18 protein-coding genes are annotated in these 21,949 nt (G+C 60.1%); 7 read left to right on the top strand and 11 right to left on the bottom strand.

Annotation, left to right across the window (positions count from 1 at the left end):
• Positions 1 to 94 precede the first annotated feature (94 nt).
• The 9 genes from metF to HEP89_RS18525 all read right to left on the bottom strand — a co-directional run bounded on the left by metF (position 95) and on the right by HEP89_RS18525 (position 10,491).
• Positions 95 to 1,009: a methylenetetrahydrofolate reductase [NAD(P)H] gene (gene metF, locus HEP89_RS18565; RefSeq protein ID WP_023000909.1), complete on the bottom strand. Its 915-nt coding sequence runs from the start codon at positions 1,007 to 1,009 to the stop codon at positions 95 to 97.
• 1 nt (position 1,010) lies between these two features.
• Positions 1,011 to 2,021, bottom strand: coding sequence for a metalloregulator ArsR/SmtB family transcription factor (locus tag HEP89_RS18560; RefSeq protein WP_031269253.1), 1,011 nt, complete (start codon positions 2,019 to 2,021; stop codon positions 1,011 to 1,013).
• A gap of 312 nt (positions 2,022 to 2,333) precedes the next feature.
• The gene (locus tag HEP89_RS18555) at positions 2,334 to 3,089 is read right to left on the bottom strand and encodes an amino acid ABC transporter ATP-binding protein (protein WP_168692725.1); all 756 of its coding nucleotides are present in this window, start codon (positions 3,087 to 3,089) and stop codon (positions 2,334 to 2,336) included.
• Entirely contained in the window at positions 3,086 to 3,766 is a 681-nt protein-coding gene (locus HEP89_RS18550) for an amino acid ABC transporter permease (protein WP_031269252.1), read from the bottom strand. The genes HEP89_RS18555 and HEP89_RS18550 overlap by 4 nt, the downstream gene beginning before the upstream one ends.
• 99 nt (positions 3,767 to 3,865) lie before the next feature.
• Complete coding sequence (locus tag HEP89_RS18545) at positions 3,866 to 4,639, bottom strand: amino acid ABC transporter substrate-binding protein (RefSeq protein WP_168692724.1); 774 nt, start codon at positions 4,637 to 4,639, stop codon at positions 3,866 to 3,868.
• A 466-nt stretch (positions 4,640 to 5,105) separates the two neighbouring features.
• On the bottom strand, positions 5,106 to 5,981 hold the full coding sequence (locus HEP89_RS18540; protein ID WP_168692723.1) for a hypothetical protein: 876 nt from the start codon (positions 5,979 to 5,981) through the stop codon (positions 5,106 to 5,108).
• 181 nt (positions 5,982 to 6,162) lie between these two features.
• Entirely contained in the window at positions 6,163 to 6,729 is a 567-nt protein-coding gene (locus tag HEP89_RS18535) for a hypothetical protein (RefSeq protein WP_168692722.1), read from the bottom strand.
• A 96-nt stretch (positions 6,730 to 6,825) separates the two neighbouring features.
• Entirely contained in the window at positions 6,826 to 9,243 is a 2,418-nt protein-coding gene (locus HEP89_RS18530) for a mechanosensitive ion channel domain-containing protein (protein ID WP_168692721.1), read from the bottom strand.
• Between the two features lie 162 nt (positions 9,244 to 9,405).
• Complete coding sequence (locus HEP89_RS18525) at positions 9,406 to 10,491, bottom strand: DUF2336 domain-containing protein (protein ID WP_023000900.1); 1,086 nt, start codon at positions 10,489 to 10,491, stop codon at positions 9,406 to 9,408.
• Positions 10,492 to 10,941: 450 nt separating this feature from the next.
• Here HEP89_RS18525 and HEP89_RS18520 point away from each other — a divergent pair, with 450 nt between their 5' ends.
• Complete coding sequence (locus HEP89_RS18520) at positions 10,942 to 11,172, top strand: hypothetical protein (RefSeq protein ID WP_062488394.1); 231 nt, start codon at positions 10,942 to 10,944, stop codon at positions 11,170 to 11,172.
• Between the two features lie 113 nt (positions 11,173 to 11,285).
• On the opposite strand, the gene HEP89_RS18515 is transcribed toward HEP89_RS18520, so the two are convergent.
• Entirely contained in the window at positions 11,286 to 14,807 is a 3,522-nt protein-coding gene (locus HEP89_RS18515) for an indolepyruvate ferredoxin oxidoreductase family protein (RefSeq protein WP_168692720.1), read from the bottom strand.
• A 147-nt stretch (positions 14,808 to 14,954) separates the two neighbouring features.
• On the opposite strand from HEP89_RS18515, the gene HEP89_RS18510 reads away from it, so the two are divergent.
• Positions 14,955 to 15,434 carry an Lrp/AsnC family transcriptional regulator gene (locus tag HEP89_RS18510; RefSeq protein ID WP_006939550.1) on the top strand — a complete coding sequence of 160 codons (480 nt, stop codon included), beginning with the start codon at positions 14,955 to 14,957 and terminating at the stop codon, positions 15,432 to 15,434.
• 33 nt (positions 15,435 to 15,467) lie between these two features.
• Here the strand turns inward: HEP89_RS18510 and HEP89_RS18505 are convergent, their stop codons facing one another.
• Complete coding sequence (locus HEP89_RS18505) at positions 15,468 to 16,736, bottom strand: FAD-binding oxidoreductase (protein WP_168692719.1); 1,269 nt, start codon at positions 16,734 to 16,736, stop codon at positions 15,468 to 15,470.
• 101 nt (positions 16,737 to 16,837) lie between these two features.
• Between HEP89_RS18505 and HEP89_RS18500 the strand changes: the two genes are divergently transcribed.
• The 5 genes from HEP89_RS18500 (at position 16,838) to HEP89_RS18480 (ending at position 21,949) form a co-directional block, all read left to right on the top strand.
• Positions 16,838 to 17,803 (top strand): sodium:proton symporter, encoded by a 966-nt coding sequence (locus HEP89_RS18500; protein ID WP_167579591.1) that lies wholly within the window; start codon positions 16,838 to 16,840, stop codon positions 17,801 to 17,803.
• 69 nt (positions 17,804 to 17,872) lie between these two features.
• The gene (locus tag HEP89_RS18495; RefSeq protein ID WP_168692718.1) at positions 17,873 to 18,655 is read left to right on the top strand and encodes a DUF2259 domain-containing protein; all 783 of its coding nucleotides are present in this window, start codon (positions 17,873 to 17,875) and stop codon (positions 18,653 to 18,655) included.
• A 121-nt stretch (positions 18,656 to 18,776) separates the two neighbouring features.
• Entirely contained in the window at positions 18,777 to 19,448 is a 672-nt protein-coding gene (rpe, locus tag HEP89_RS18490) for a ribulose-phosphate 3-epimerase (protein ID WP_023000894.1), read from the top strand.
• A gap of 336 nt (positions 19,449 to 19,784) precedes the next feature.
• Positions 19,785 to 20,084 carry a GIY-YIG nuclease family protein gene (locus HEP89_RS18485; RefSeq protein WP_077292551.1) on the top strand — a complete coding sequence of 100 codons (300 nt, stop codon included), beginning with the start codon at positions 19,785 to 19,787 and terminating at the stop codon, positions 20,082 to 20,084.
• 287 nt (positions 20,085 to 20,371) lie between these two features.
• On the top strand, positions 20,372 to 21,949 hold the full coding sequence (locus tag HEP89_RS18480; RefSeq protein WP_023000893.1) for an APC family permease: 1,578 nt from the start codon (positions 20,372 to 20,374) through the stop codon (positions 21,947 to 21,949).

Raw genomic sequence — 21,949 nt, 5'->3', positions numbered from 1 at the left:
ACCCAGGTAAGGGTAACGGGCTAAGAGGGGGCATCCGCTCTAAATCCAAAACAACTGGCTCGTTTCTGCGCCCGGCCCGGCCGCCTCGCCTCCCTCAGGCCGCCAGGGTTTCCTTGGTTTCCGGCTGCCCCATGCCAAGCATGTGGCAGATGGCAAAGGTCAGGTCGGCCCGGTTCATGGTGTAGAAATGGAAGTCGTTGATGCCGCGGTCGACCAGGTCCATCACCTGTTCGCAGGCAACCGAAACGCCAACCAGCTTCCGGGTTTCCGGATCGTTGGTCAGGCCGGCAAAACGCCGAGCCAGCCACTGCGGAATGGAGGTGCCGCACTTGGCGGAGAACACCATCGTCTGCTCGAAATTGTGGATCGGCAGAATCCCCGGGATCACCGGAATATTGATGCCAGCGGCCGCAATCCGGTCGAGGTAATCATCGAACAGGTCATTGTCGAAGAAGTACTGGGTAATGATCCGGTCCGCACCGGCGTCGACCTTGCGCTTCAGATTGTCGATCTCTTTCTGCCAATTGCCGCTTTCCGGATGCCTTTCCGGATAGCCGGAGACGGAAATGTCGAAATTGGCGATCTTCTTGACGCCTTCAACCAGGTCGGTCGCATAGGCATAGCCCTCCGGATGCGGCACGTAACGCGAGCCGATGCCGTCGAGCGGGTCACCGCGCAGCGCCACCAGATGACGCACGCCCAGATCCCAGTAGTCCTTGACGATCGCATCGATTTCGCTGCGCGCCGCACCGACACAGGTCAGGTGCGCCGCCGGTGCAAGGTCGGTTTCCTTCAGGATCCGCTCGACAGTGCGATGCGTACGCTCGCGGGTGGAACCGCCGGCACCATAGGTCACGGAAACAAAGGACGGGCTGAGCGGCGCCAGTCGCTGAACCGTCTGCCACAGCGTCTCCGCCATCTTGTCGGACTTCGGCGGGAAAAATTCGAACGAAGCCGTGATTGGCGAAGGTGCGGCCTGGTGAGACCGGCGGTTGGAACAGGTTGTCATGTTAGGCGACCTCTCGGGACGTGTCTCGGGCAGGCAGGTCGGTGACAATTCGGCGGTCACGCGCAAGCCAAAGGGTTACGGTAAGGTTGGTGTCGTTGCCGTCTCCCGGAACAAGATCGGTGACCTGTTCCAGGTCCAGTTCGAGCGCTTCAAGCCAGCGCTCCATCTGGTCATGGGCAAAGCCCAGGCGACGATGCGCGTGTTTTTCGCGCAGGAACTCCAGCTGATGCGGAGCAAAATCGATGATCAACAGGCGGCCGCCGGGACGCAGCGCGCGGGCAGCCTCGTTGAGCGCCCTTGCCGGTTCCTCAAGGAAGTGCAGCACCTGATGGATCGCCACGACATCGAAGGACCGGGGCGGCACATTCAGCGCGTAAACGTCGCCGTGGCGTACCTGGGCGTTTGAAAGCCCGGCCTTGGCGAGGTTCGCGCGGGCAACGGCAAGCATGTCATGCGAGGCATCGACACCAAGTGCCGTCGCATACTGGTCCGCAAACACTTCCAGCAACCGACCGGTGCCGGTGCCAAGGTCGAGGAACGACTGGAACGGCTTGTCGCCCAGTGCCTTGCGCATCGCCTTTTCGACATCGTCTTCGGAAACATGCAGCGAACGCTCCCGGTCCCAGGTAAGCGCGCGGGCTGCAAAATATGCAGCCGCCTCGTCCGCCTTGGCCTTGCGGATCGCCCGGAACCGTTCCTGGTCCGCCGCCAGCACCGGGTCTTCCAGGGAAATACGGGCAACAAGATCGCGTGCAAGCTGGCCTTCAGGACCATCCGCCAGCCGGTAGTAAACCCAGGCCCCTTCCGGGAACCGCTGAATGAGATCCGCTTCGGCAAGCAGCTTCAGATGACGGGAGATGCGCGGCTGGCTCTGTCCGAGGATCGCCGTGGCATCCTTCACCGTCAGCTCGCTTTCCGCCAGAAGCGCAATCAGCCTCAGGCGCGTCGCCTCGCCGACAGCCCTCAGGGCGGCCAGGGTATCGTCAACGGACAGGGTCTGTTCTTCGGTCATGCGCTTCGCCATCAATGTCGATATAAAGATATCTTTATATGAAATCGAAGCGCCATGCAAGGGATCAAAACAAATACGACACTGATTGGTCCGTATTCGTCGAAATTACGCCCGCAGGAGAAAAACGAGAGCCGACCTGCGCACCACCTCGCATCCACTGAGCGAGGCCATCAGCACAAATGGAACGAGCCACTTCAGGTCAGGTGAGCTGCCTTACGCGGTCTTGAGCCCGGGCAAGGGCAATAGCCCAGCCCTCGCGTGACACGCCGAATTGCACCACCTCCCGCATCTGAGCAATGCGGGAGCGCTGACCTAGAGCGTCTGTGCGGCGTTGATGGAGGAAACAAACCGGCGGGTGCGCTCGCGCTCGGGATGACGGAAGATCGCGTCCGCATCTCCGGTTTCCACCACCTGCCCGGCCTCCAGAAAGACGACATGATTTGCGATCTGCGATGCCAGTCGCAGGTCGTGCGTCGCCATCACCATGGTGGTCCCTTCCCGGGCAAGCTGACCGAGTACGTCGACCACCTCACCGGCCAGTTCCGGATCGAGCGCGGAAGTCGGCTCGTCGCATAGAAGCACCTTGGGCGAAGGTGCAAGAGCACGGGCAATCGCAACACGCTGCTGCTGACCGCCGGAAAGATTGGCCGGCCAGGCGTCGGTCTTGTGCGACATGCCGACCTTGTCCAGCAGATCCAATGCCCGCTGCCGGGCCTTTTCACGGGGCCATTTCTGAACCACCAGCAGGCCTTCCATCACATTCTCGATCACTGTCCTGTGCGGAAAGAGCTGAAAGTTCTGGAACACCATGCCCGTCTCGCAGCGGATCTTCTGAACCGATGCCTGCGGCACTGATACGCCCTGCTTGAACGTGATCTTGTGTTCACCGACCTGAACGCTGCCGGAGGTCGGTATCTCCAGCAGATTGATACAGCGCAGCAAAGTACTCTTGCCGCCGCCCGACGGGCCGACAAGCGCGGTGACGCTGCCTTCGGGAAAACGCAGCGAGATATCGTCGAGGATAAGCGCGTCACCGAACTTTTTCTTGATATTGGAAAGCTCGATCATCTAGAGGTCTCCAGCATGCCGCCATATCGCGCAAACCGGACTTCCAGCCGCTCCTGCAGCCAGGCAAGCACTGAACTCATGGCAAGATAGATCAGGGCAGCCTCGATGTAGAGGATCAGTGGCTCATATGTGGTGGCAACGATGCGCTGCGCCGACTGGAACAACTCCGGCACCGTGATGGCAGCGGCCAGAGACGTATCCTTGACCAGCGAAATGAAAGTGTTCGACAGCGGCGGCACCGCCACGCGCCCGGCTTGCGGCAGGATCGTGCGCATCATCGCCTGGCGCCATGTCATCCCGGTGGAAAACGCGGCTTCCCACTGTCCCTTCGGCACGGAGGAAATGGCAGCCCGGATGATCTCCGACGAATAGGCACCGACATTGAGCGTAAAGCCGATCAGGGCGGCAGGAAACGCATCCAGCAAAATTCCGATACTGGGCAGGCCGTAAAAGATCACGAAGAGCTGTACCAGCAGCGGCGTTCCCCGGAAGACCCAGACATAAAAGCGCGCGACCAGCACCAGCGGCAGCGGCGCGAACAGGCGTGTGACAGCCGTGGTCAGACCAAGACTGAGCCCCAGTGCGAAGGACAACAGCGTGAGCGGAATGGTGAATTTGACCCCAGCCCACAGAAGCGTCGGCAGGGAATCGATCATCAACTGAAGCCAGTGAGGCACGATAAAGCTCCAAAAAAACGCGCCCGGCGCGAACGCCCGGCGCTTTTCGTTTAGGTGAGAAGGGCCGGTCTAGATCTGCGTTGACCGGCCTTCATCATGTCAGTTGGACACGTCCTGACCAAAGTACTTGTCGGAAATCGCCTGGTAGGTACCATCCGCCTTGATGTCGGCCAGCGCCGAATTCAGGGCGGCAACCAGTTCTGGGTCACCCTTACGCACCAGAATGCCGGAATAGTCGGCATTTGCTTTCTCGGCGACAACCTTCACCGGCGCATCCGGTTTCTGCTTCTTGAAGTCCAGATAGGACAGGCTGTCGTTGATGGTCGCATCAGCGCGGCGTGTCAGCACCAGCTGGATTGACTGGTCGAACCCGTCGGTGCCGACCAGTTCCGCTCCGGCTTCTTCCGCCAGCTTGCCGAAATTGCTGGTCAAGGACTGAGCCGCCTTTTTGCCGGTGAGGTCTTCGAAGCCATTGATGTCGTCATTGCTGCCGCGAACGATCAACACTGCCTTGGAGGCGATGTAGGGGTCGGAGAAATCGTATTTCTGCTTGCGGGCGTCAGTGATGCCGACCTGATTGATGACCACGTCGTAGCGCTTGACGTCCAGGCCGGCGATCAGTCCGTCCCATTTGCCTTCAATGAACTCGGCCTTGACGCCAAGTTTTTCGGCAACGGCCTCGCCGATTTCGACATCGAAACCGACCAGCTTGCCTTCCCCGTCGTGGAAGGTGAAAGGCGCGTAGGTGCCTTCGGTGCCGATCTTCAGGACACCTGCCGATTTGATCGCATCGAGGTTGTCACCCGCCTGCGAGGGAGAAAGGGTAAGTACCTGCAGCACTGCGGCCGCGGCAATCGCTTTGAACCAGCTCATATCAATTCCTTTCCGGCATGATGAGTGAGTGGCCTTAGTGCCGGAATGTGGAAGCGATTGCAGGAGAAGAAAGAGCAAAAATGCAGAAAGAGGGAGAATATTTTACTCTCATATCGCGGATCGGCAGCACACGACACAACACCGGCCGCAGCCTCGACCGCCCTCTCTGGAAGTGTCCTGGCGGCAACTGTCCGCCGCTGAAACTGTTCCCGTGACCGCTCCTATCGGTGCCGTCAGTCGCTAAAGCGGCGGAAGGTTCATGGATACCTTCTCCAGGCCAGGCTCCAAATCGGCTAAATGTGAATATTGCCCACAAGAAGACGACGCCGTCTCCTTGGGCGAGGAAGCATCCAGCCCGCATCGTGTAGAAGCACGATCGGATTAGTCACATGGCTGCGATCATCGAGCGTGCCCTCCCGAACGGATCAGGTTTCCGATTACCAATGACCGAATTCGGCGGAACTCGTCAGCTTTCCGCAGGCACAGCACCTTGATCCAGCATGTGATCGAAGCGCCCCTCGCGCACACAGCCCGGCAGACCTTCGCGCGGGATGATCTCGGTGCCGACCAGCTCTTTCGCATAGAGCCTTTCGATATCGCTGGTATCGACAGTCTGACCATGGACGACAGATGCCAGTTTGGTCCGGAAGGCTTCCACGCCGCCCATGGAGGAAAAATGCCAGCCTGCATCGGGCAGGATTTTCACCGGGCGGCTGATGCCCGACAGGTTGTTGTTGCGGATCCTGAGAAGCGGTTGGGCGACAAAACCCGGCACGTAGGACTTTTTCGTCATCCGGGCCTTTGTCCGGCGCAGTTGCTGCGGCGTGGTCAGGTATTTCTTTTCAATCATCCGCGACCCCAGCAGCCAGGTCTTGCCGGGAACGATCCGGTCGAGATGGTGTTTGTGCAGGCTCTGTTCGAACACCAGCAGCCGCCCCTTGTAGAGCTTCTCGTCCAGCACCTTCTTCAGAACATCCGCCCGCACGATCTCGTCGACATCCGACAGAAGGATGACGTCGTCCGGCGCACAGGCGTCCAGTCCCCGTGCAATGCAATTGCGCTGATAGTTCTCGCGCTCCCAGTCCGCTTTCCGGCGATTCTTGTAGACGCCGAGCGCCGGTGGCAATTCATCGGGAAACTCGACCTGAAGATCGATGATCTTGTCGGCCCAGGGCGCAAACCGTTCGCGATTTTCCGCAAAGTAGAACGGCTTGGGACCACCGCGTTGCGTCTGGTTCGCTTCCACCAGGACAAACTTGTCGACATGGTTCCCCATCTCCCGAAGACGGATTTCCAGAAGTTCGAATTCGTTATGGAAGACAAAACAGTCGTAGAGCTTCATGCCTGGGCCCGGTTTCCTCGATCAGCGAAGGGTGGCGCATCCCGGCTGCCGGATGGCAGCTCAAGTCATGGCAAGCCTCTTCCTGGTGCCTGCCGGGACCGATATCGGATTTCAGTCAAGAGGTCCACGGACCTGGCGCACAAAAGCGAATAGACCGCCCCTCACCCTGTTGCCGATGCACCTACTTGATCGAAAAGGGCATCCGGACTTTCGCGGAATTGCCGCTGAATTCATCGTTGACGGTGAGTTCCAGTACATAGTCGCCCGCCGGGGCCCCGCTGACATTCAGGGTCAGGTTGGCCATGTATTCGGTATTGGGCACGTGGCTCTTGAAGTCGAACCGGCCGAAGCCCTTTTGCCCAGCCAGCACCTTGCCATCGGGCGACGCGAGGTCGAAGTCGACGGTCAGAAGGGATGTGAACAGGCCATCCTGCTGTTTCCAGTCGAAGCCAACCGGCTCCAGATAGATGCGCAGCGGCTCGTCCGCTCCGAAAGCTGCATCTTCCCTGGGTTTATAGATGCCGAAGCCGTCGGCAGGGGCCATCACGAACAAGGCGGTTGGAATGGAAATGGTGGCTTTCGACCAAACGTCGAAAAGGGCCCCGCGCATCAAAGAGATGGCTTCCCCGCCCTTGCCGGCATCAAGCGCCGCCTCCGCTTCAGCCGCCTTGTCCTGCAAAGGTCCCGCAATGGCCTGGCATGACAAGGCAACTGCAAGCGCAGCTCCCAGAAACATTGGTTTCAGCATAGTCTCCCCCTTCACATTTGCGATCCGAGAAGTGAAGCACACCATTATGGCGGCCTCGCCGCAAGTCCAGGATCCGGCGCTGCGACACAGCGGGTGCTAGAGCTGGTCCTCGGCGCTGCCGCCGGTCTCGTCACCAATTCCCTCACCCAGCATTCCAGCCGCGGCAGCACCAGCCGCAGCAGCTTCCCTGGCGCCGGGTGTCACGACCTCCTCATCGCCGTCAGACCCGGCAACACGCACGGTCACCTGGCGATGTGCGAACCTGATGCCGTTCTTTTCGAAGAGGTCGCGAAGCCCCGCATAAACGACCTTGCGAAGCTCGAACTGCTTGCCAGGCTTGGTGGTGAACTTGACACGCGCGATCATGGCACTGTCTTCCATCGACATGATGCCCTGAGATTTCAGCGGCGCCAGGAACATGGGCCCGAAATACTCGTCCTCCAGCAGTTCCTTGCCGAAGTTCTTGATGATCTTGCGCATCTTTTCCACGTCGGTGTCGTAGGTAACGCGGAACGCAAGTTTCATCACCGCCCAGTCTCGTGAGAAATTCTCCACTTTCTGAATTTCGCCAAAGGGAACCGTCGTAAGCGCGCCGCGGTGGTGCCGCAGTTGCATCGACCGGATCGAGATCTTTTCGACAACGCCCTTGGCGCTGCCGATATCGATGTATTCCCCTTTCCGGAACGCATCGTCGATCAGATAGAAAGCTCCGGAGAAGATATCCCGGATAAGGGTTTGAGCCCCGAATCCAACTGCCAGACCGACGACACCGGCACCGGCGAACAATGGCGCGATATTTACGCCCAGTTGCGACAGGATCACCATCGTGGCGATCACCACGATCGTGATGAGCAGGAAATTGCGGAAGATCGGCAGCAAGGTGGAAATCCGGCTCTCACCGGTTCCCCCGACTTCCGCCTCTTCGTCTTTCTCGGCGGGCGCTTCCTTGGCAATTTCCCGGTCAATGACGATTTTCACGGCCTCATAGGCCATGTAGCCAAGGAACATGACCAGAAGCACCTCGACGAAGGAACCGATCAGCGAGCCGCTACCGGCAAGCGGCAGTCCCCATTTGGAAGCCAGCATGTCCAGCGAGGTGAACACGACCAGAATAGTGGCCCCCCGGTCGAACAGGTCCCGGAAGGGTGAGCGCCGCGCTTCCCGCTCGGCAGCTTCCGCGCGCGCCTGGGCCAATGTGCTGGCAGCATCCTCTTCGCCGCCCTCGCCTGCTTCGGCACGTTTGATGTCCTCGGCAATCTTCTCCTGTGCGGCGGCCGTGTCCAGCCGCGGCAACAGAACCCGGTCGATGAGCAGGATCAGCAGCCCATAGGCAACCGCAGCCATCAGCAGCACTTCCAGCGGCGCACCGACCAGACCGATCGCGTCCGGCAAGTCGAGCAGGATACGCACTGCCGAAATCCCCCAGGCCAGGAAGAAATAGGCAACGGCAACAAAGTGCCAGCCGCTGGCCAGAACCCTTCGCCAGATCGGCGCTTCAGCCCCCTTCTTTCCCCGGATCAGCCGCGCAATTACCCTGCGATAGACAATCGCGATGCCGGACAGGATGACCATCGACAGCGCTGAGGCCGCAATCAATGCCAGCTTGTGAATGTCAGGCGACAGACCCAGTCGCTCCATCCAGAGGCAGAAGGCAACCGCCGCAAGGGAAATGGCGGAGCCGACCAGCAGTGTCCTGTAGAGCCCGGTCGCTTCCTGATTGGAAAGCGCCAGCAACCGGTGGCTCTCCGCGTCGGGTGCCAGCACATTCAGCCAGACAACACGGAGCGCCAGAAAAACCGCCATGGTTCCGACAACCACAAGTGCTGTCTTGTTGGATGCATCAATGCCCGTTCCGACCAGAAGAAATACCCCGGCCGCTACGGCAAAGAAGAGCCCGACACCGACGAACATCAGGATCGCCCGGGCATAAAGATAGATAATCTTGTCAGCCCGTGTCGTCGCGTCCGGCTGGTACCAGGACGCGAATTGCCGCCGGCCCCACCGGTTCACCAGGGCAGAGGCCACAAGGCCGAGAACAACGGCTATCAGAATGTCCACCAGCGTCGACGACATCCAGTTGAGACCCCGTTCGCCCCCCTGGGCGCGCAGGGTCTCCACCATCACATCCTGGATCTCGGGAATTTTCTGAACGATGGATTTGAGAACATCCCGGGCCTCGACGGCATCTTCGGTGAACTCGTCCACGGTCTGAAGAAGGTTTGCGCCTTCACCCGCGCCGTCGGCCGGCGCCACTGCAGAGCCAGCCGCTTCCGGTTGCGCATTTCCATCTGCTGTTGTTTCAGCGGCCGGAGCCCCAGTACCGGTCTCGGTCTTGGTAGAGCCCTTTCCGGAAAACAGCCCGGGTATTCCCTGTGCCTGCGCCCCTGAGGCCCCCCCCGCCAGACACAGAAAGAGTGCAAGCAGACCTGACAGAAGAAGGAACGCCTTGCCTGACCTCTTGCGGCCACCATCGGCAAGACAGGATCGGCGATAGGTTGGATGTGAAAAGCGCATGTCAGCCCCAGGACGAGTCGCGAAAAGGATCCCCGTCTTTCTTGGCACGGATCTGTGCCATTTGAAAGAAAGCCGGCTTTTCGCAAGGCGCTGAAAAAGAAGAGGCCCGATCCTTTCGAACCGGGCCTTACATGCAGGCAGGAGGCGCCTTGCTTAATTGTGTCAGTGCAGAACGGTGTTGTTCCAATGAGCCATCTTGCGCTTGGCTTCGGCGATCGTCATGCGCTCGAACATGGCCATGGCATCGCTGCGCACATCCGGTGTCAGGCGATGGCGCCAGGGGCCGATGGCCAGCAGGGAACCCACGGTGATGGAGGAGAACCCGGAAGCCTTGGCAAGAATGACGAACGGCTCCGGATCGGGGCGCACCATCCAGTGGCTGACTTCCTCGACACCGCATCTCACCAGCCAGGCAAAGGTGGCGACCGCTTCCGCGAACCGGTCTTCCGAGGCGAACCGGCGCAGGGCCGCCTCATTGACCATCCCGCGTTTGGCCAGCAGCAGTACCCGGCTGCGCGCTGTTTCGAAGTCGTAGCGGCCCAGCCAATACTGGTTGGACATGCGCTGTGCGGCGATATCGGCAGCTTCCTCTACCCGCTCGGCTTCGTGACCACGGCCGGTTGCATGCAGCTTCCGCCGGACTTCCTCGCTGGCAACCGAGATCAGGCTGGCGATATGCGCTTCGGCAAGATCCGCACGCTCGCTCAAGGAAAGCTGCAGCGTCGCATCGGAGGCAGCATCGCTGATCAGGGCCATGATCGATGCATCCGACAGGCAGGCGCCGTCGTTGCTGGCCACCTTGCGCTTGACCTTCAGATCACCGCGACGCACCAGCACATCGGTCAGCTCTTCAGACAGAACTTCACGCTGTGCGATGGCGAACCGGTGCGCATTGCCGCGTTTTTCGGCGATCTTGATCAGATCGGCCTCCCGCAGCACGGTGGAGCGCAGCAGGATCGGCTCGGCCACCTCGATCTCGTCATCGGCCAGACGGCGGATGGTTTCTTCCGGACCGCGTCTCAGGCTGGACATCTGGTCAGCGACATAACGGCGAACTTCGTCTTCCACCATGTCGACAAGCCGCAAGAGAACGGAGTCATAAATATCGACCTGCTCGTCGGAGCACCGATCGGAGGTCAGGGCAAACAGGGTTGCGACATGCCGGGCCAGTTCGGCCCTCCGGGCGCTGCCAGCTTCACCGGTCAGCTCCGAGAAGTTCACCAGTTCTGTTTTCAACGCTTCAGTCATGTTCCATTACCAATTTTCACAAGTGTGCCGGTTTGGCGTTGGTACAGAAAATGACGATGAGTTTTAAAGAAGGTCGAAACGCGCTTTTCCAGAATGTAATTGTCTTTTTTTAAAACTTGAGAACAATTCTAACTATATCGCATGTATTCATTACATATCATTGAAATGTAACAATTTTGACCGCTTCGCTCCCCGCTCGAAGTCACTTTTTTATCCCGTTGAAATCCGAATATTTTTTCCGAAAAAAGATTTTCAGGGGCCGTTTCAATAGCCTCCGAAGGTCAGAAATTGCGACTGGTTTAAATACATTCGCTGCGCCGCAAGGCCTCTGGACAGGGGCGTGCCCATCGGCAGCGCACAAGATAAAGAAATATTTCCCTTTTCTTATTGACCCATCACCAGGCGCAATCTAAATAAAGAAAGCAATATATTTCTTTATTGGAGCCAGCCATGTCCTCCGTGGTCCGTTTTCCCCGTGTCGCCGCCATACCGCCCTCCCGCACCCGCGGTCTCTATCAACTGGCGGCCCTCCTGCGACGGAAACTCGGCAAGGCCCTTTCCCGCCGATCCAGCCATCAATCCATTCCGGACGATCTTCTTTTCGATGTCCTCAGCGACAACGATTTGAGAGCCCGCGAAGAAAACCGGCGGCGGCCGATCATTAGCGGCCCCTGGCGCTAGCTCGTCCATGGACTTGCCTTCCGTTTCAGGATTGCAGCGCCTTCACCCGGAGCAAAAGACATAAAAAAACCGGCACCCTGCGGCGCCGGTTTTTTGCTGTTCCAGATCGGCCTTTATTCGGCAGCAGCCAGAAACTCCTTGGTGCCGGTCTTGTTGTCCGAGCCGCCGTCATTGCTTCTGTCGAGCTGCTCCAGAAGCACACGGCGCTTTTCAGTCGCCTTTTCGATGTTGTCATCCTTGATCGGACCAAACCCGCGGATAAGATCCGGAACCCGGGCGAGCTCGACCAACAGGCCGTAGTGTCCTTCCGGCAGCCGCTTCAGGATCTCGGCAATATCGCCCTCATACTGACTGATGAGCGCGCGCTCTGTCTTGCGTTCCGCCGTACGGCCGAACGGATCGTACCATTTGCCGCGCATGCCCTTGAGCTTCGCCAGGAAGCTGAACGCGGAGAAGATCCAGGGTCCGAAGGCAATCTTCTGCGGACGGCCGGTCTTCGGATCCTTGCGATGCGCGAGGAATGGCGGTGCCAGATGAACCTTCAGCTTCTTCGGGTCTTCAAAGCGCTGCGCGATCTTCTCCTTGAAGGCAAGATCGCTATAAAGCCGCGCGACTTCATATTCGTCCTTGTAGGCCATCAACTTGAAGAGCATGTCGGACACAGTCTGCGTCAGGCGGAACGTGCCCGGACCATGCGCTTCGTCAGCCTCTTTGACCTTGCCGACCAGATCCAGATAACGCTGTGCGTAGGCCGCATCCTGATAGGCAGTCAGCTCCTGGGCGTTGAAGGCAATCTTCTCATCGACGGTAAAGACACGCTGTTTTGCTTCCGACGGCAGGGCCTTGAGCAGTTTTTCCGGATCTGCAGCCAGCACGCGGCCTGCACGGAACGCCTTGATGTTGTTCTTCACCGACGCGCCGTTGAGCTCCAGCGCGGTTTCGATGGCATAGTCCGAGACCGGCAATGCGCCACTCTGGAAAGCCATGCCGACCAGCAGCATGTTGGCATAGATGGCATCGCCCAGAAGCTTCTCGGCAATGTCTGCAGCATTGACAGGCAGATATGTGCCGGAGGCTTTGCGCAGGGCGCTGTCCATCTGCTTTTCATCGAAGGAAAGCGTCTGCTTCAGCACGAATTCCGCAGTCGGGGCCACCTTGGTGTTGGCAACGGTCATCGTGTGACCACGATGGGCGAGCGCGAGCTGATCCGCGTTCGCGGCCACCACCATGTCACTCGCGATCAGAAGGTCGAGGCTGGCTGCCGGAACCCGCGGACCTTCAATCGACCTGTTGCCCGCCGCAAAACGCACGTGAGACGTTACCGGGCCACCCTTCTGGGCAAGGCCGGTCATGTCCAGCGTGGAAGCCTGCTTGCCGTCCACATGGGCCGCCATAGCCAGGATCGCGCTGATCGTGGTCACACCCATGCCGCCGATACCGGCCACCAGCGTGTTCCAGGTGCGGTCAAGCGAGGCAAGTGTCGGCAGCGGCAGGGTTTCCACCAGGGTGTCGATATCGACATCCGCCTTCTTCGGCTTCTTCAGTGCAGCGCCGTTGATCTCGACAAAGGACGGGCAGAACCCCTTGATACAGGAGAAGTCCTTGTTGCAGCTCGACTGGTTGATGACGCGCTTTTCACCGAATGGCGTTGCCAGTGGCTCCACCGACAGGCAGTTGGACTGCACGGAACAGTCTCCGCAGCCTTCACACACCCGGTCATTGATAAAGAGGCGCATGTCCGGATCGGGAAACTGCCCGCGCTTGCGTCGGCGGCGCTTTTCCGCGGCGCAGGTCTGGTCGTAAACGATCACCGACACGCCCTTGAAGGTCTGGAACTCTTCCTGAACGTCCATCAGTTCGTCGCGGTGGTGAATCTTGGTTCCCGGGGCAAGCGGTGTCCAGGAGCCGTAGCTGTCCGGATTCTCCGAAACCACCGCGATCCGCTCGACGCCTTCGGCTTCCAGCTGACGGGTGATCTGCGGAACGGTCAGCTGGCCATCCACCTTCTGGCCACCGGTCATGGCAACCGCGTCGTTGTAGAGGATCTTGTAGGTGATCGGAACGTTGGAGGCGAGCGCCTGCCGGATCGCCAGGATGCCGGAATGGAAGTAGGTGCCGTCGCCGACGTTGGCAAAGACGTGGCTGTCGCCGGAGAAAGGCTGCTGCCCGACCCACAAGACACCCTCGCCGCCCATCGCAATCTGGCCTTCCGTTGTCCGGCCGGCCATTTCCGTCATCGCGTGGCAGCCGATGCCCGGCAGCGAGCGGGAGCCTTCCGGTGTCTTGGTCGACGTGGAATGCGGGCAGCCTGAGCAGAAGTAGGGAATACGGGCAGCGCGTTCCGCATGGCCCTGGGCCCACATGGCCTGTTTGGTCATCCGGTTGGCAACGGCGCGCATTTCTTCCGAAACCACATCGCCCGGCAGCCAGGTCATGAGGCCTTCGATAAGCTCGGCAACGGACAGTTCCAGAACATCGGACAGGAACGGTGTCCCGTCCGGACGGCGTTTGCCCCAGATTTCCGGCCGGCTCATTTCCGGCCAGTGATAAGAGATGTCCTTGATCTGGGATTCCATGAACGCGCGCTTGTGCTCCACCACCAGCAAACGTTCTGTGCCACGGGCGAAATCACGCAGGCCGAGCGGCTCCAGAGGCCAGCTCATTGCCACCTTGTAAACCCCGAGGCCCAGCGCTTTGGCAAAGTCCTCGGTAATGCCCATCAGGTCGAGTGCCTGCAGCAGATCCCGGTAGGCCTTGCCGGAAGCAACGATGCCGTATTTGGGATTGGTCCTCGTTCCGAAGGTGACCCGGTCCAGACCGTTTGTCCGCACATAGGCCTGAGCCGCAGGAATACGAAGATCGCGCACCAGACGCTCTGTCTCCAGGCGGTTACCCAGAAGAAGATCGCGGTTCTGGTGATAGTCCTTGCGCGGATCGCCTTCCAGCGGACGCACCATGCGCAACCTGTTCGGAGAGATATTGATCGTTGCCGATGCATCCATCGTGTCGGCAACGCAAATCAGGGCCGTCCAGAGGCTGGTGAAGCGGGACATTTCCAGGCCGTGCAGGCCGTAGTCGAGAACATCCTGGATATCGGCCGGGTTCAGGACCGGAATTTCCGCATGCTCGAAATAGAACTCGCTCTGCGCCGGCAGGATGGAGGATTTTGCAAGGTGGTCATCACCGGCCAAGGCAAGCACCCCGCCGTTGCGGTCAGTGCCCGAAGCGTTGGCCTGACGCAGCACATCGCCGGCACGGTCGACGCCCGGCGCCTTGCCGTACCAGATGCCGAAGACACCGTCGTAAGAGGTCGCCCGTCCAACACCGCCCTCGCCGCGCAGCTTCTGGCTGCCCCACACTGCGGTCGCGCCCAGCTCTTCGTTGACGCCCGGCTTGAAGACGACGTCATACCCCTTGAGGTGGCGATGAGCCCGCATCAGCTCTGTGTCGTAACCGGCAAGCGGCGATCCCCGGTAGCCGGAAATGAAGCCGCCCGTTTTCAGGCCGGCCAACTGGTCCATGCGCGCCCGATCGAGCGCCAGCCGGACAAGCGCCTGTATGCCTGTCAGATAGACCCGTCCTTCCGTGGCGACGTATTTGTCCTCCAGGGTAACGGTTGGCATGTGCACGTTCATCCGAATTCCTCCTCAACCGACATCTGGGGCAATGTCCCCCGGCGGCAACCTCACATAATAGGTAATATCATCCTTTTCTCAGGCAATTTCTGTGCTATCGTCACGGCCAATCACCCAGAGGCAGAATAAAAATTCCTAAAATATCCAATGACAGATAAATATCTTCTCGACCCGTCGGACATACGTGTTCTGCGTGTACTGCAACGGGATGCGTCGCTCTCCATTGCCGAAGTGGCAAAGGAAGCGGGCATGAGCCAGACGCCTTGCTGGCGCCGGATCAAGCGCCTCAAGGAACAGGGAATCATCCGCCAGATCACTGCCATCATCGACCGCGAATCCGTGGGTCTTGGCTTCGTGGCCTACTCGTTCGTCAAGCTTGCGGTTCCCAGCCGCGAGAACATGGAAACATTCGACAAGCTGGTCCACCATTGGCCCGAGGTCGTGACGTGCGAGCGCATCACCGGTGCCGTCGACTATCTTATCAAGGTTGTGACGGATGATATCAAAACCTACGACAATTTTCTGCGTCTGAAGCTGCTGGACAATACGCTCGTGTCCGATGTGCAGTCTCGCATCGTCGTCAATACGGTGAAGGATACCGTCGCCCTGCCCTTGCGCGAGAGCTGACATCCGACCTTGATCGGCCACCAGGTTAGACGCTCAGGTGGCGAACCGCAACGCAGACAGCCCCGCCGGGTCCAGGAAAGGCTGCTTGCCCGCAATCATGCTGGCCAGCAGCCGTCCCGTCACCGGTCCGAGCGTGAAACCGTCATGGGCATGGCCGAAGTTGAGCCACAGGCCCGGGATCTTTGCAGACGGACCAACCACGGGCAGCGAATCCGGCAGGCACGGCCTGCTTCCCATCCACGGCTGTTCCTGTAACGCCCGTCCAAGCGGAAAAATTTCCTCGGCCCGTCGTTTCGCCAGCTTGACGATCACCGGATTGGGCGGGGCATCGCGCTCGGCCAGTTCGACGCCAGTGGTCAGGCGAATGCCATTATCCGTCGGTGTCAGGGCGAAGCCGTTTTCGACATCCACAACCGGTCGTGACAGGGACGCCCCGGATAACGGACGATAATGCATGTGGTAGCCACGCTTGACCGCAAGCGGAAAGGTTTCTCCAAGGCGTGCCAGCAGATCCGCTGACCAGGCTCCAAGGGCAACCACTGCCTGACGGGAAAACAATGTGCCGCGTTCCCCCTCGATTTGCCAGCCGCCACGCTCCTGCTTCAGCTTCATTGTATCGGCACGGAAATATCCGCCCCCGTCATGCACGAATCCCCGCCAGAAAGCATCGACCACGGCACCGGGATTGGAGACCGAACAACTTTCCGGCCAATGAACGCCTCTCAGCCCCTGCGCCGTCAGGCCAGGCTCCAGCGTTCCGATCTCGCCAGCCGACATTTCCCGATAGGAAACGCCAAACACCCGCGCGTACTGGCGTTCGGTTTCGCTTGCCTGGAAGGCAGTCTCCGAGCGGTAAAGATGCAGCCAGCCCCCTTGGCGGTAAAAGCGGTTGGCATTGGTCGCATGCGCCAGGTCCAGATGCTCCTCGACGGCGAAGGCTCTCAACGGAGCAACCGCCCGCGAATAGGCTTCAACCCCGCGGGCATTGCCTGCTGCGTGGAACTGGCGCAGCCACGGCAACATGCGCAGTACGGTGGCCATGTCCAGCGAAACGGCACTGGAGCGGCCGAAAAGGATCCCCAGAAGCGTGAGCGGATGCGTGGGCACCGCATGCGGCACGAAGCCGTTCCGCTGGACAATCCCGGCATTGCCGAAGGAAGCTTCCTCGCCCGGGTGCTTGCGGTCGATCAGCGCAACGGACAGGCCCAGCCGCTGCAGATGCAGTGCCGTCGACACGCCGACGATACCGGCGCCGAGCACCATCACGTCGAAGGATTGCGTTTGCCTGGTTTTTGCTGTCATGCCTGTTCCGGACGGTGCCCTAATACTGGCGTCCGAGGTCCGGATCCTTTAAGAGGCGCGGAAGTGCCTGCCACAACTCGCGGTTCAAAGGACAACTTAAGATGATTCGATGGTGTGGTGCAGGCTTGGCATGGATCGGGCGCAACGGAACGGCCGCCCTTGCTGTGAGTATCTTCATCGGCATGGCCTTGCCGGCGCTGTCCGCCTATCTGCGGCCCTACCTGACCGTTGCCGTCTTCAGCCTGTTGACCCTGGCTTTTCTGCGGGTCGACACCTTCGCGATCCGCATGCGCCTGCGTCGCCCCACGCTTCTGATTGCCGCCCTCCTGTGGATGATGCTCGGCGCGCCCCTGCTGACGTGGCTGCTGATCGACCTCTCCGGCCTGAAGGCTCTTGGCCCCGATGTGATGCTGGCCCTTTTCATCGCAACCGCCGCTCCCCCGGTGATGGCGGCTCCTGCCTTCATCTATTTGCTCGGCCTTGATGGCACCCTCAGTCTCGCGCTTTCTGTTGCCGCTCTGATCATCACCCCGCTGACGGCCCCCTTCATCGGCGAGTTGATGCTCGGGCCCGCCCTGCCTCTCAGCGTCGGAGGGCTAGCCATCCAGCTCTCCTTGCTGCTCACAGGCGCTTTTGCGGTCTCGGTCGCCTTTCGCAAACTGGCCGGTGAAGAGCGCCTGGCTCGCTCCTCCCACCACATCAGCGGTCTCAATGTGCTGCTGCTGCTGGTCTTTGCCATAGCTGCCATGGATGGTGTCGCCGCGAGCTTTGCCGCAAAACCACTGTTCACGCTGGGCCTTACCGCCATCACCTTCTGCCTCGCACTGGTACAGATTGCGCTCAGCCTGCTGCTGTTCTCACCGGCGAGCCGAGAAGACGCCTATGCGATCGCCCATACCTGTGGCACCAGAAACATGGGACTGATGGTCGCCGCCTTCGGTGGCACCCTGCCGGAATTCACCTGGCTCTGGTTCGCTGTCGGCCAGTTTCCGATCTACATCCTGCCCCTGTTCCTGAAACCGTTTGTACGGGTGTTCTGCCGTCTGAACGTGAAAACTGTGACGTAGCACACCTGACAGGCGAACGTGCTAGGCTTACCACTTGCCAGGTCAAACACTTCGCGTGAGGTAAGTGCCGTGCCCGTTCTGCCATCCACCGTCAAATCCCTGTGCTCATCGGCGGGCCGCAGTCTTCTGTGTGCCGCAACGCTCCTGCTTGCCGGCGCGAGCTTCGCCCCGGTTGCACAAGCCGGAGACACCGCAGAGCTTCAGCTTCTCGGCTTTTCCAGAAACGGCGACTTCTTCGCCTTTGAGCAGTTCGGCGTGCAGGACGGCTCCGGCTTTCCCTATTCGGAAATCTTCGTTGTGGACGTGATCGGCGACACCTGGGTGCCGCCGTCCCCGTTCCGCCTGCGCAAGGACGTCGACACCGGGCCGGGTGAAGCGGCCGACAATGCCCTGTCGGAGACCAGGGCGGAGAACCGTCTTGCCGCCCAGCCGCTGCTCCAGAACAAGGCCATTGCCGGTAAAGGCCAGACCGTCGGCTTCAATCCACGCACCGAATTGACATCCGATCCCCACAAGATGCTGGTTGCCACCCGTACCGCCTTCCTGTCCGGTGACGATCCAATCGACCTCACCCTGTCGGAATATCCCCTGCCGAATACCCAGTGCCAGAGCTACGGTGCCGAGACCAAGGGGTTCCGCCTGACCATGGTCCACAATGGTGTCACCCGCATCCTCAACGAGGACAACAGCGTGCCTGAAAGCCGCCGTTGCCCGCTGGCTTACCGGATTGAGCGCATCGTCACCCATTTCCCCGATGAAGCCCCGCCCGTCTTTGCCGTGCTGATCCAGATGGACAGCCTCGGCTTCGAAGGACCGGACCGCAGATATCTGGCGATAACGGGACGTCTTTGAGCTTCTAAACCGATTGAGGCCGGCTCGGGTATCTTGCCCAGTCGCATCAGAAGTGCTAGCGCGGCGGCAACATCAGAAAACGGGACGATAACGGCCCGTCTGGCCTGTCCGGGAGTTTGCCATGCCGCGCGACGTCAAGATTGCCCCCTCCATCCTCGCCTCCGATTTTTCCAAACTCGGCCAGGAAGTCCGCGACGTGGTGGAAGCGGGAGCCGACTGGATCCATCTCGACGTCATGGACGGCCACTTCGTGCCGAACATCACCTTCGGCCCGGATGTCATCGCCAAGCTGCGCCCGCACACGGACAAGATCTTCGACACCCACCTGATGATCGCTCCCTGCGATCCCTACCTGGAAGCCTTTGCAAAGGCAGGATCCGACATCATCACGGTTCATGCCGAGGCCGGCCCCCATCTCGACCGGTCTCTGCAGGCAATCCGCAATCTGGGCAAGAAGGCCGGTGTCTCGCTGAACCCGTCGACCCCGGAAAGCGTCATTGAATATGTTCTCGACCGGCTGGACCTCATTCTGGTGATGACGGTCAACCCGGGTTTCGGCGGTCAGAAATTCATCCAGTCGCAGGTCGAAAAGACCCGCCGCATCCGCCAGATGATCGGTGACCGTCCGATCGACCTCCAAATCGACGGTGGCGTCACCCCCGAAACCGCCCCCCTCGTTGCAGCGGCTGGTGCCAATGTGCTGGTGGCAGGGTCCGCAGTCTTCAAGGGCGGTACGGTGGAAAGCTATGCCGGTAATATCTCCGCGATCCGCAAGGCCGCGGAAGAGGCTTGAAGGCGGCGCTAGCTCTTATCGAGTGCCCGGGTCATACGTCGTGGACTAGGCACCCCTAAGGCAACCGTTTTTATAGAGGAAACGCCGCCACAGGCTGAGCAAGCGGCCCATCCCTCGAGACAGGCCTTTGGCCTTCCTCAGGATGAGGTGGAGGGAGGCATCAAGGCTGGGAGGCTGGGAGGCTGGGAGGCTGGGAGGCTGGGAGGCATCTTGCACCTCAGACATCCCACACAAACACCCTCATCCTGAGGAGGACCGCCAGGTCCGTCTCGAAAGATGGGCCACACCCCCAACCGGCCCGTCCATTATTTGTCCAAGCCATGATATCCAGCATCGATGAAGGTTACTTTCTATATCCTCAGATGTTCGAACGGCAGCTATTACACAGGCGTCACGCGAAAGGATCTCGCGAGCCGAATTAGTGAACATCAGCAAGGCACGTACGACGGTTACACAGCGCGCTACCGACCGGTTGAACTGGTGTTCAATTGCGAGTTCGAGCAGCTCACCGACGCGATTGCCTGCGAACGCCAGGTAAAAGGATGGCGGCGTGAAAAGAAAGAAGCCTTGATCAAAGGTGAGTTCGACCTGCTTCCCGCGCTGTCTAAACGGGGTGAAACCGCATCAAAAAATTGAGCAAGTGGCCCATCCTTCGAGACAGCGCTTCGCGCTTCCTCAGGATGAGGTGGTGGGAAGCTCTGAAGCTCTGAAGCTCTGAAAGTACTTTCACTTCAGACCTCCAACAAGCACTTCCTCATCTTGAGGAGGACCGCCAGGTCCGTCTCGAAAGATGGGCTACAGATACCGTTTTCACCCACGACTTCCAGTCGCGAAGCAATTACTTCCGCAACGCGTCTTTCCGTCGAGACATTCCCTCGGTTAAGCTCTCCCCGTTAAAGACTGGGGGAATCGTCTTGGCGCATATGCAACGCAGTATCGGTCTGCTGAGCCTCACCTTTGTGGCGATCAGCGGAATTCTCGGATCTGGCTGGCTGTTCGCGCCCTTGATGGCTGCGCAAGCTGCCGGGCCGTCATCACTCATCGCCTGGATGATCGGCGGCTTCGCGATGCTGCTTCTTGCCGCGACCTTCGCCGAGATCGCGGCGATCCTGCCGGTTGCAGGCGGCATCGGCCGTGTGCCGCATTTCTCCCACGGGTCGGTCGTCTCCATGACAATGGGCTGGACGGCCTGGGTTGGCTACAACACCACCGCCACCATCGAGGTGGAGGCAGTACTGCGCTACTCCAAGAGCCTTGCCCCCTGGCTTTACGGGTCAGACGGACTGCTCAGCCCTGCCGGTCTGGCCGTTGCCTGCGTCCTGCTGGCGGTCTTCACGGTTCTCAATGCCTTTGGCGTCCGCTTCTTTGCCCGTCTCAACACGGCGCTCACCTGGGTCAAGATCCTTGTTCCGGCCGGACTGGCCGCCGTTATCCTCACGTCCGAGTTCCGATACGCCAATTTCAGCGAATACGGTGGCTTTGCCCCCGAGGGACTGAAGGGCATCCTGTCGGCGATCTCAACCGGCGGCGTGATCTTCGCCCTGATCGGGTTCCGCCACGTGATCGACATGGCCGGGGAAGCCCGCAATCCGAAGGTGAACGTGCCGCTGGCGCTGGTGATCAGCCTGGTCGTCTGCCTGCTGATCTATGGCGGGCTGCAGCTCGCTTTCCTAGGCGCCCTTGATCAGTCACAGCTCAAGCAAGGCTGGGCGGCGCTCAGCTTCCCGGGCGAGCTGGGCCCCATGGCGGCCCTTGCGACCGCCGTCGGCGCACTCTGGATCGTCAGCATTCTGGACAGCAGTGCCCGCATCTCCAGCTTTGCCTCGGCGCTTGTGTCCGTCGGCTCGAACGCCCGCCTCGGCCTAGCCATGGCCCAGAACGGTCTCTTTCCGAAGTTCATGGAAACCCTTTCGGCGCGCGGCGTGCCGCTGTTCGCTTTGCTGATCAACTTCGTTGTCTCGGCTCTGTTCTTCTTCATTCTGCCATTCAACGAAGTGCTCGCCCTCAACACGTCATCCATCGTGTTGTCTTTCGTCGTCGGCCCTGTCGCCGTGCTGGCCTTCCGCCAGCTGATGGCCGACGCGCCGCGCGCCTTCGTGCTGCCGGCCGCTCCTGTCACCGGGTGTCTTGCCTTCGTCGTCGCCAGCCTGATCATCTACTGGAGCGGCTGGGACACCATGCTGCATCTGGGCGTCTGCCTGGTCATCGGTTTCCTGCTGATGATCTACCGCAACAGCAGAGGCGGCTTCGACAGCCTGGACTGGCGCGAGGCGGCCTGGCTTGCTCCCTATCTTGCAGGTCTTGTGCTCATTTCCTGGCTTGGTTCCTTCGGCGGCGGTGCGGGCTACCTGCCGGTCGGACCGGATATCGCCGTGGTTTCTGCTCTGGCAGTCGCGGTCTACATCCTGGCAGTGCGCCTTCGCCTTCGCCAGGACAAGTTCGATCTCTACATGGCCGAGGAAAAGGCTGACGAGCGGATGGAATACGGCGACGGCGCGTGA

Origin of the sequence: Labrenzia sp. 5N, assembly GCF_012395805.1 — a bacterium.
GTDB classification, from domain to species: domain Bacteria; phylum Pseudomonadota; class Alphaproteobacteria; order Rhizobiales; family Stappiaceae; genus Roseibium; species Roseibium algicola.
The sequence above is the reverse complement of the archived record's forward strand: the minus strand, read 5'-3'. Positions and strand labels throughout refer to the sequence as shown.

Coding starts and splice junctions, on each gene's coding strand:
- HEP89_RS18480 (WP_023000893.1), top strand. CDS start 20,372: ATGCAACGCAGTATCGGTCTGCTGAGCCTCACCTTTGTGGCGATCAGC.
- HEP89_RS18535 (WP_168692722.1), bottom strand. CDS start 6,729: ATGCTGAAACCAATGTTTCTGGGAGCTGCGCTTGCAGTTGCCTTGTCA.
- HEP89_RS18515 (WP_168692720.1), bottom strand. CDS start 14,807: ATGAACGTGCACATGCCAACCGTTACCCTGGAGGACAAATACGTCGCC.
- metF (WP_023000909.1), bottom strand. CDS start 1,009: ATGACAACCTGTTCCAACCGCCGGTCTCACCAGGCCGCACCTTCGCCA.
- HEP89_RS18510 (WP_006939550.1), top strand. CDS start 14,955: ATGACAGATAAATATCTTCTCGACCCGTCGGACATACGTGTTCTGCGT.
- HEP89_RS18525 (WP_023000900.1), bottom strand. CDS start 10,491: ATGACTGAAGCGTTGAAAACAGAACTGGTGAACTTCTCGGAGCTGACC.
- HEP89_RS18540 (WP_168692723.1), bottom strand. CDS start 5,981: ATGAAGCTCTACGACTGTTTTGTCTTCCATAACGAATTCGAACTTCTG.
- HEP89_RS18485 (WP_077292551.1), top strand. CDS start 19,785: ATGAAGGTTACTTTCTATATCCTCAGATGTTCGAACGGCAGCTATTAC.
- HEP89_RS18530 (WP_168692721.1), bottom strand. CDS start 9,243: ATGCGCTTTTCACATCCAACCTATCGCCGATCCTGTCTTGCCGATGGT.
- HEP89_RS18520 (WP_062488394.1), top strand. CDS start 10,942: ATGTCCTCCGTGGTCCGTTTTCCCCGTGTCGCCGCCATACCGCCCTCC.
- HEP89_RS18505 (WP_168692719.1), bottom strand. CDS start 16,736: ATGACAGCAAAAACCAGGCAAACGCAATCCTTCGACGTGATGGTGCTC.
- HEP89_RS18500 (WP_167579591.1), top strand. CDS start 16,838: ATGATTCGATGGTGTGGTGCAGGCTTGGCATGGATCGGGCGCAACGGA.
- HEP89_RS18545 (WP_168692724.1), bottom strand. CDS start 4,639: ATGAGCTGGTTCAAAGCGATTGCCGCGGCCGCAGTGCTGCAGGTACTT.
- HEP89_RS18560 (WP_031269253.1), bottom strand. CDS start 2,021: ATGACCGAAGAACAGACCCTGTCCGTTGACGATACCCTGGCCGCCCTG.
- HEP89_RS18555 (WP_168692725.1), bottom strand. CDS start 3,089: ATGATCGAGCTTTCCAATATCAAGAAAAAGTTCGGTGACGCGCTTATC.
- rpe (WP_023000894.1), top strand. CDS start 18,777: ATGCCGCGCGACGTCAAGATTGCCCCCTCCATCCTCGCCTCCGATTTT.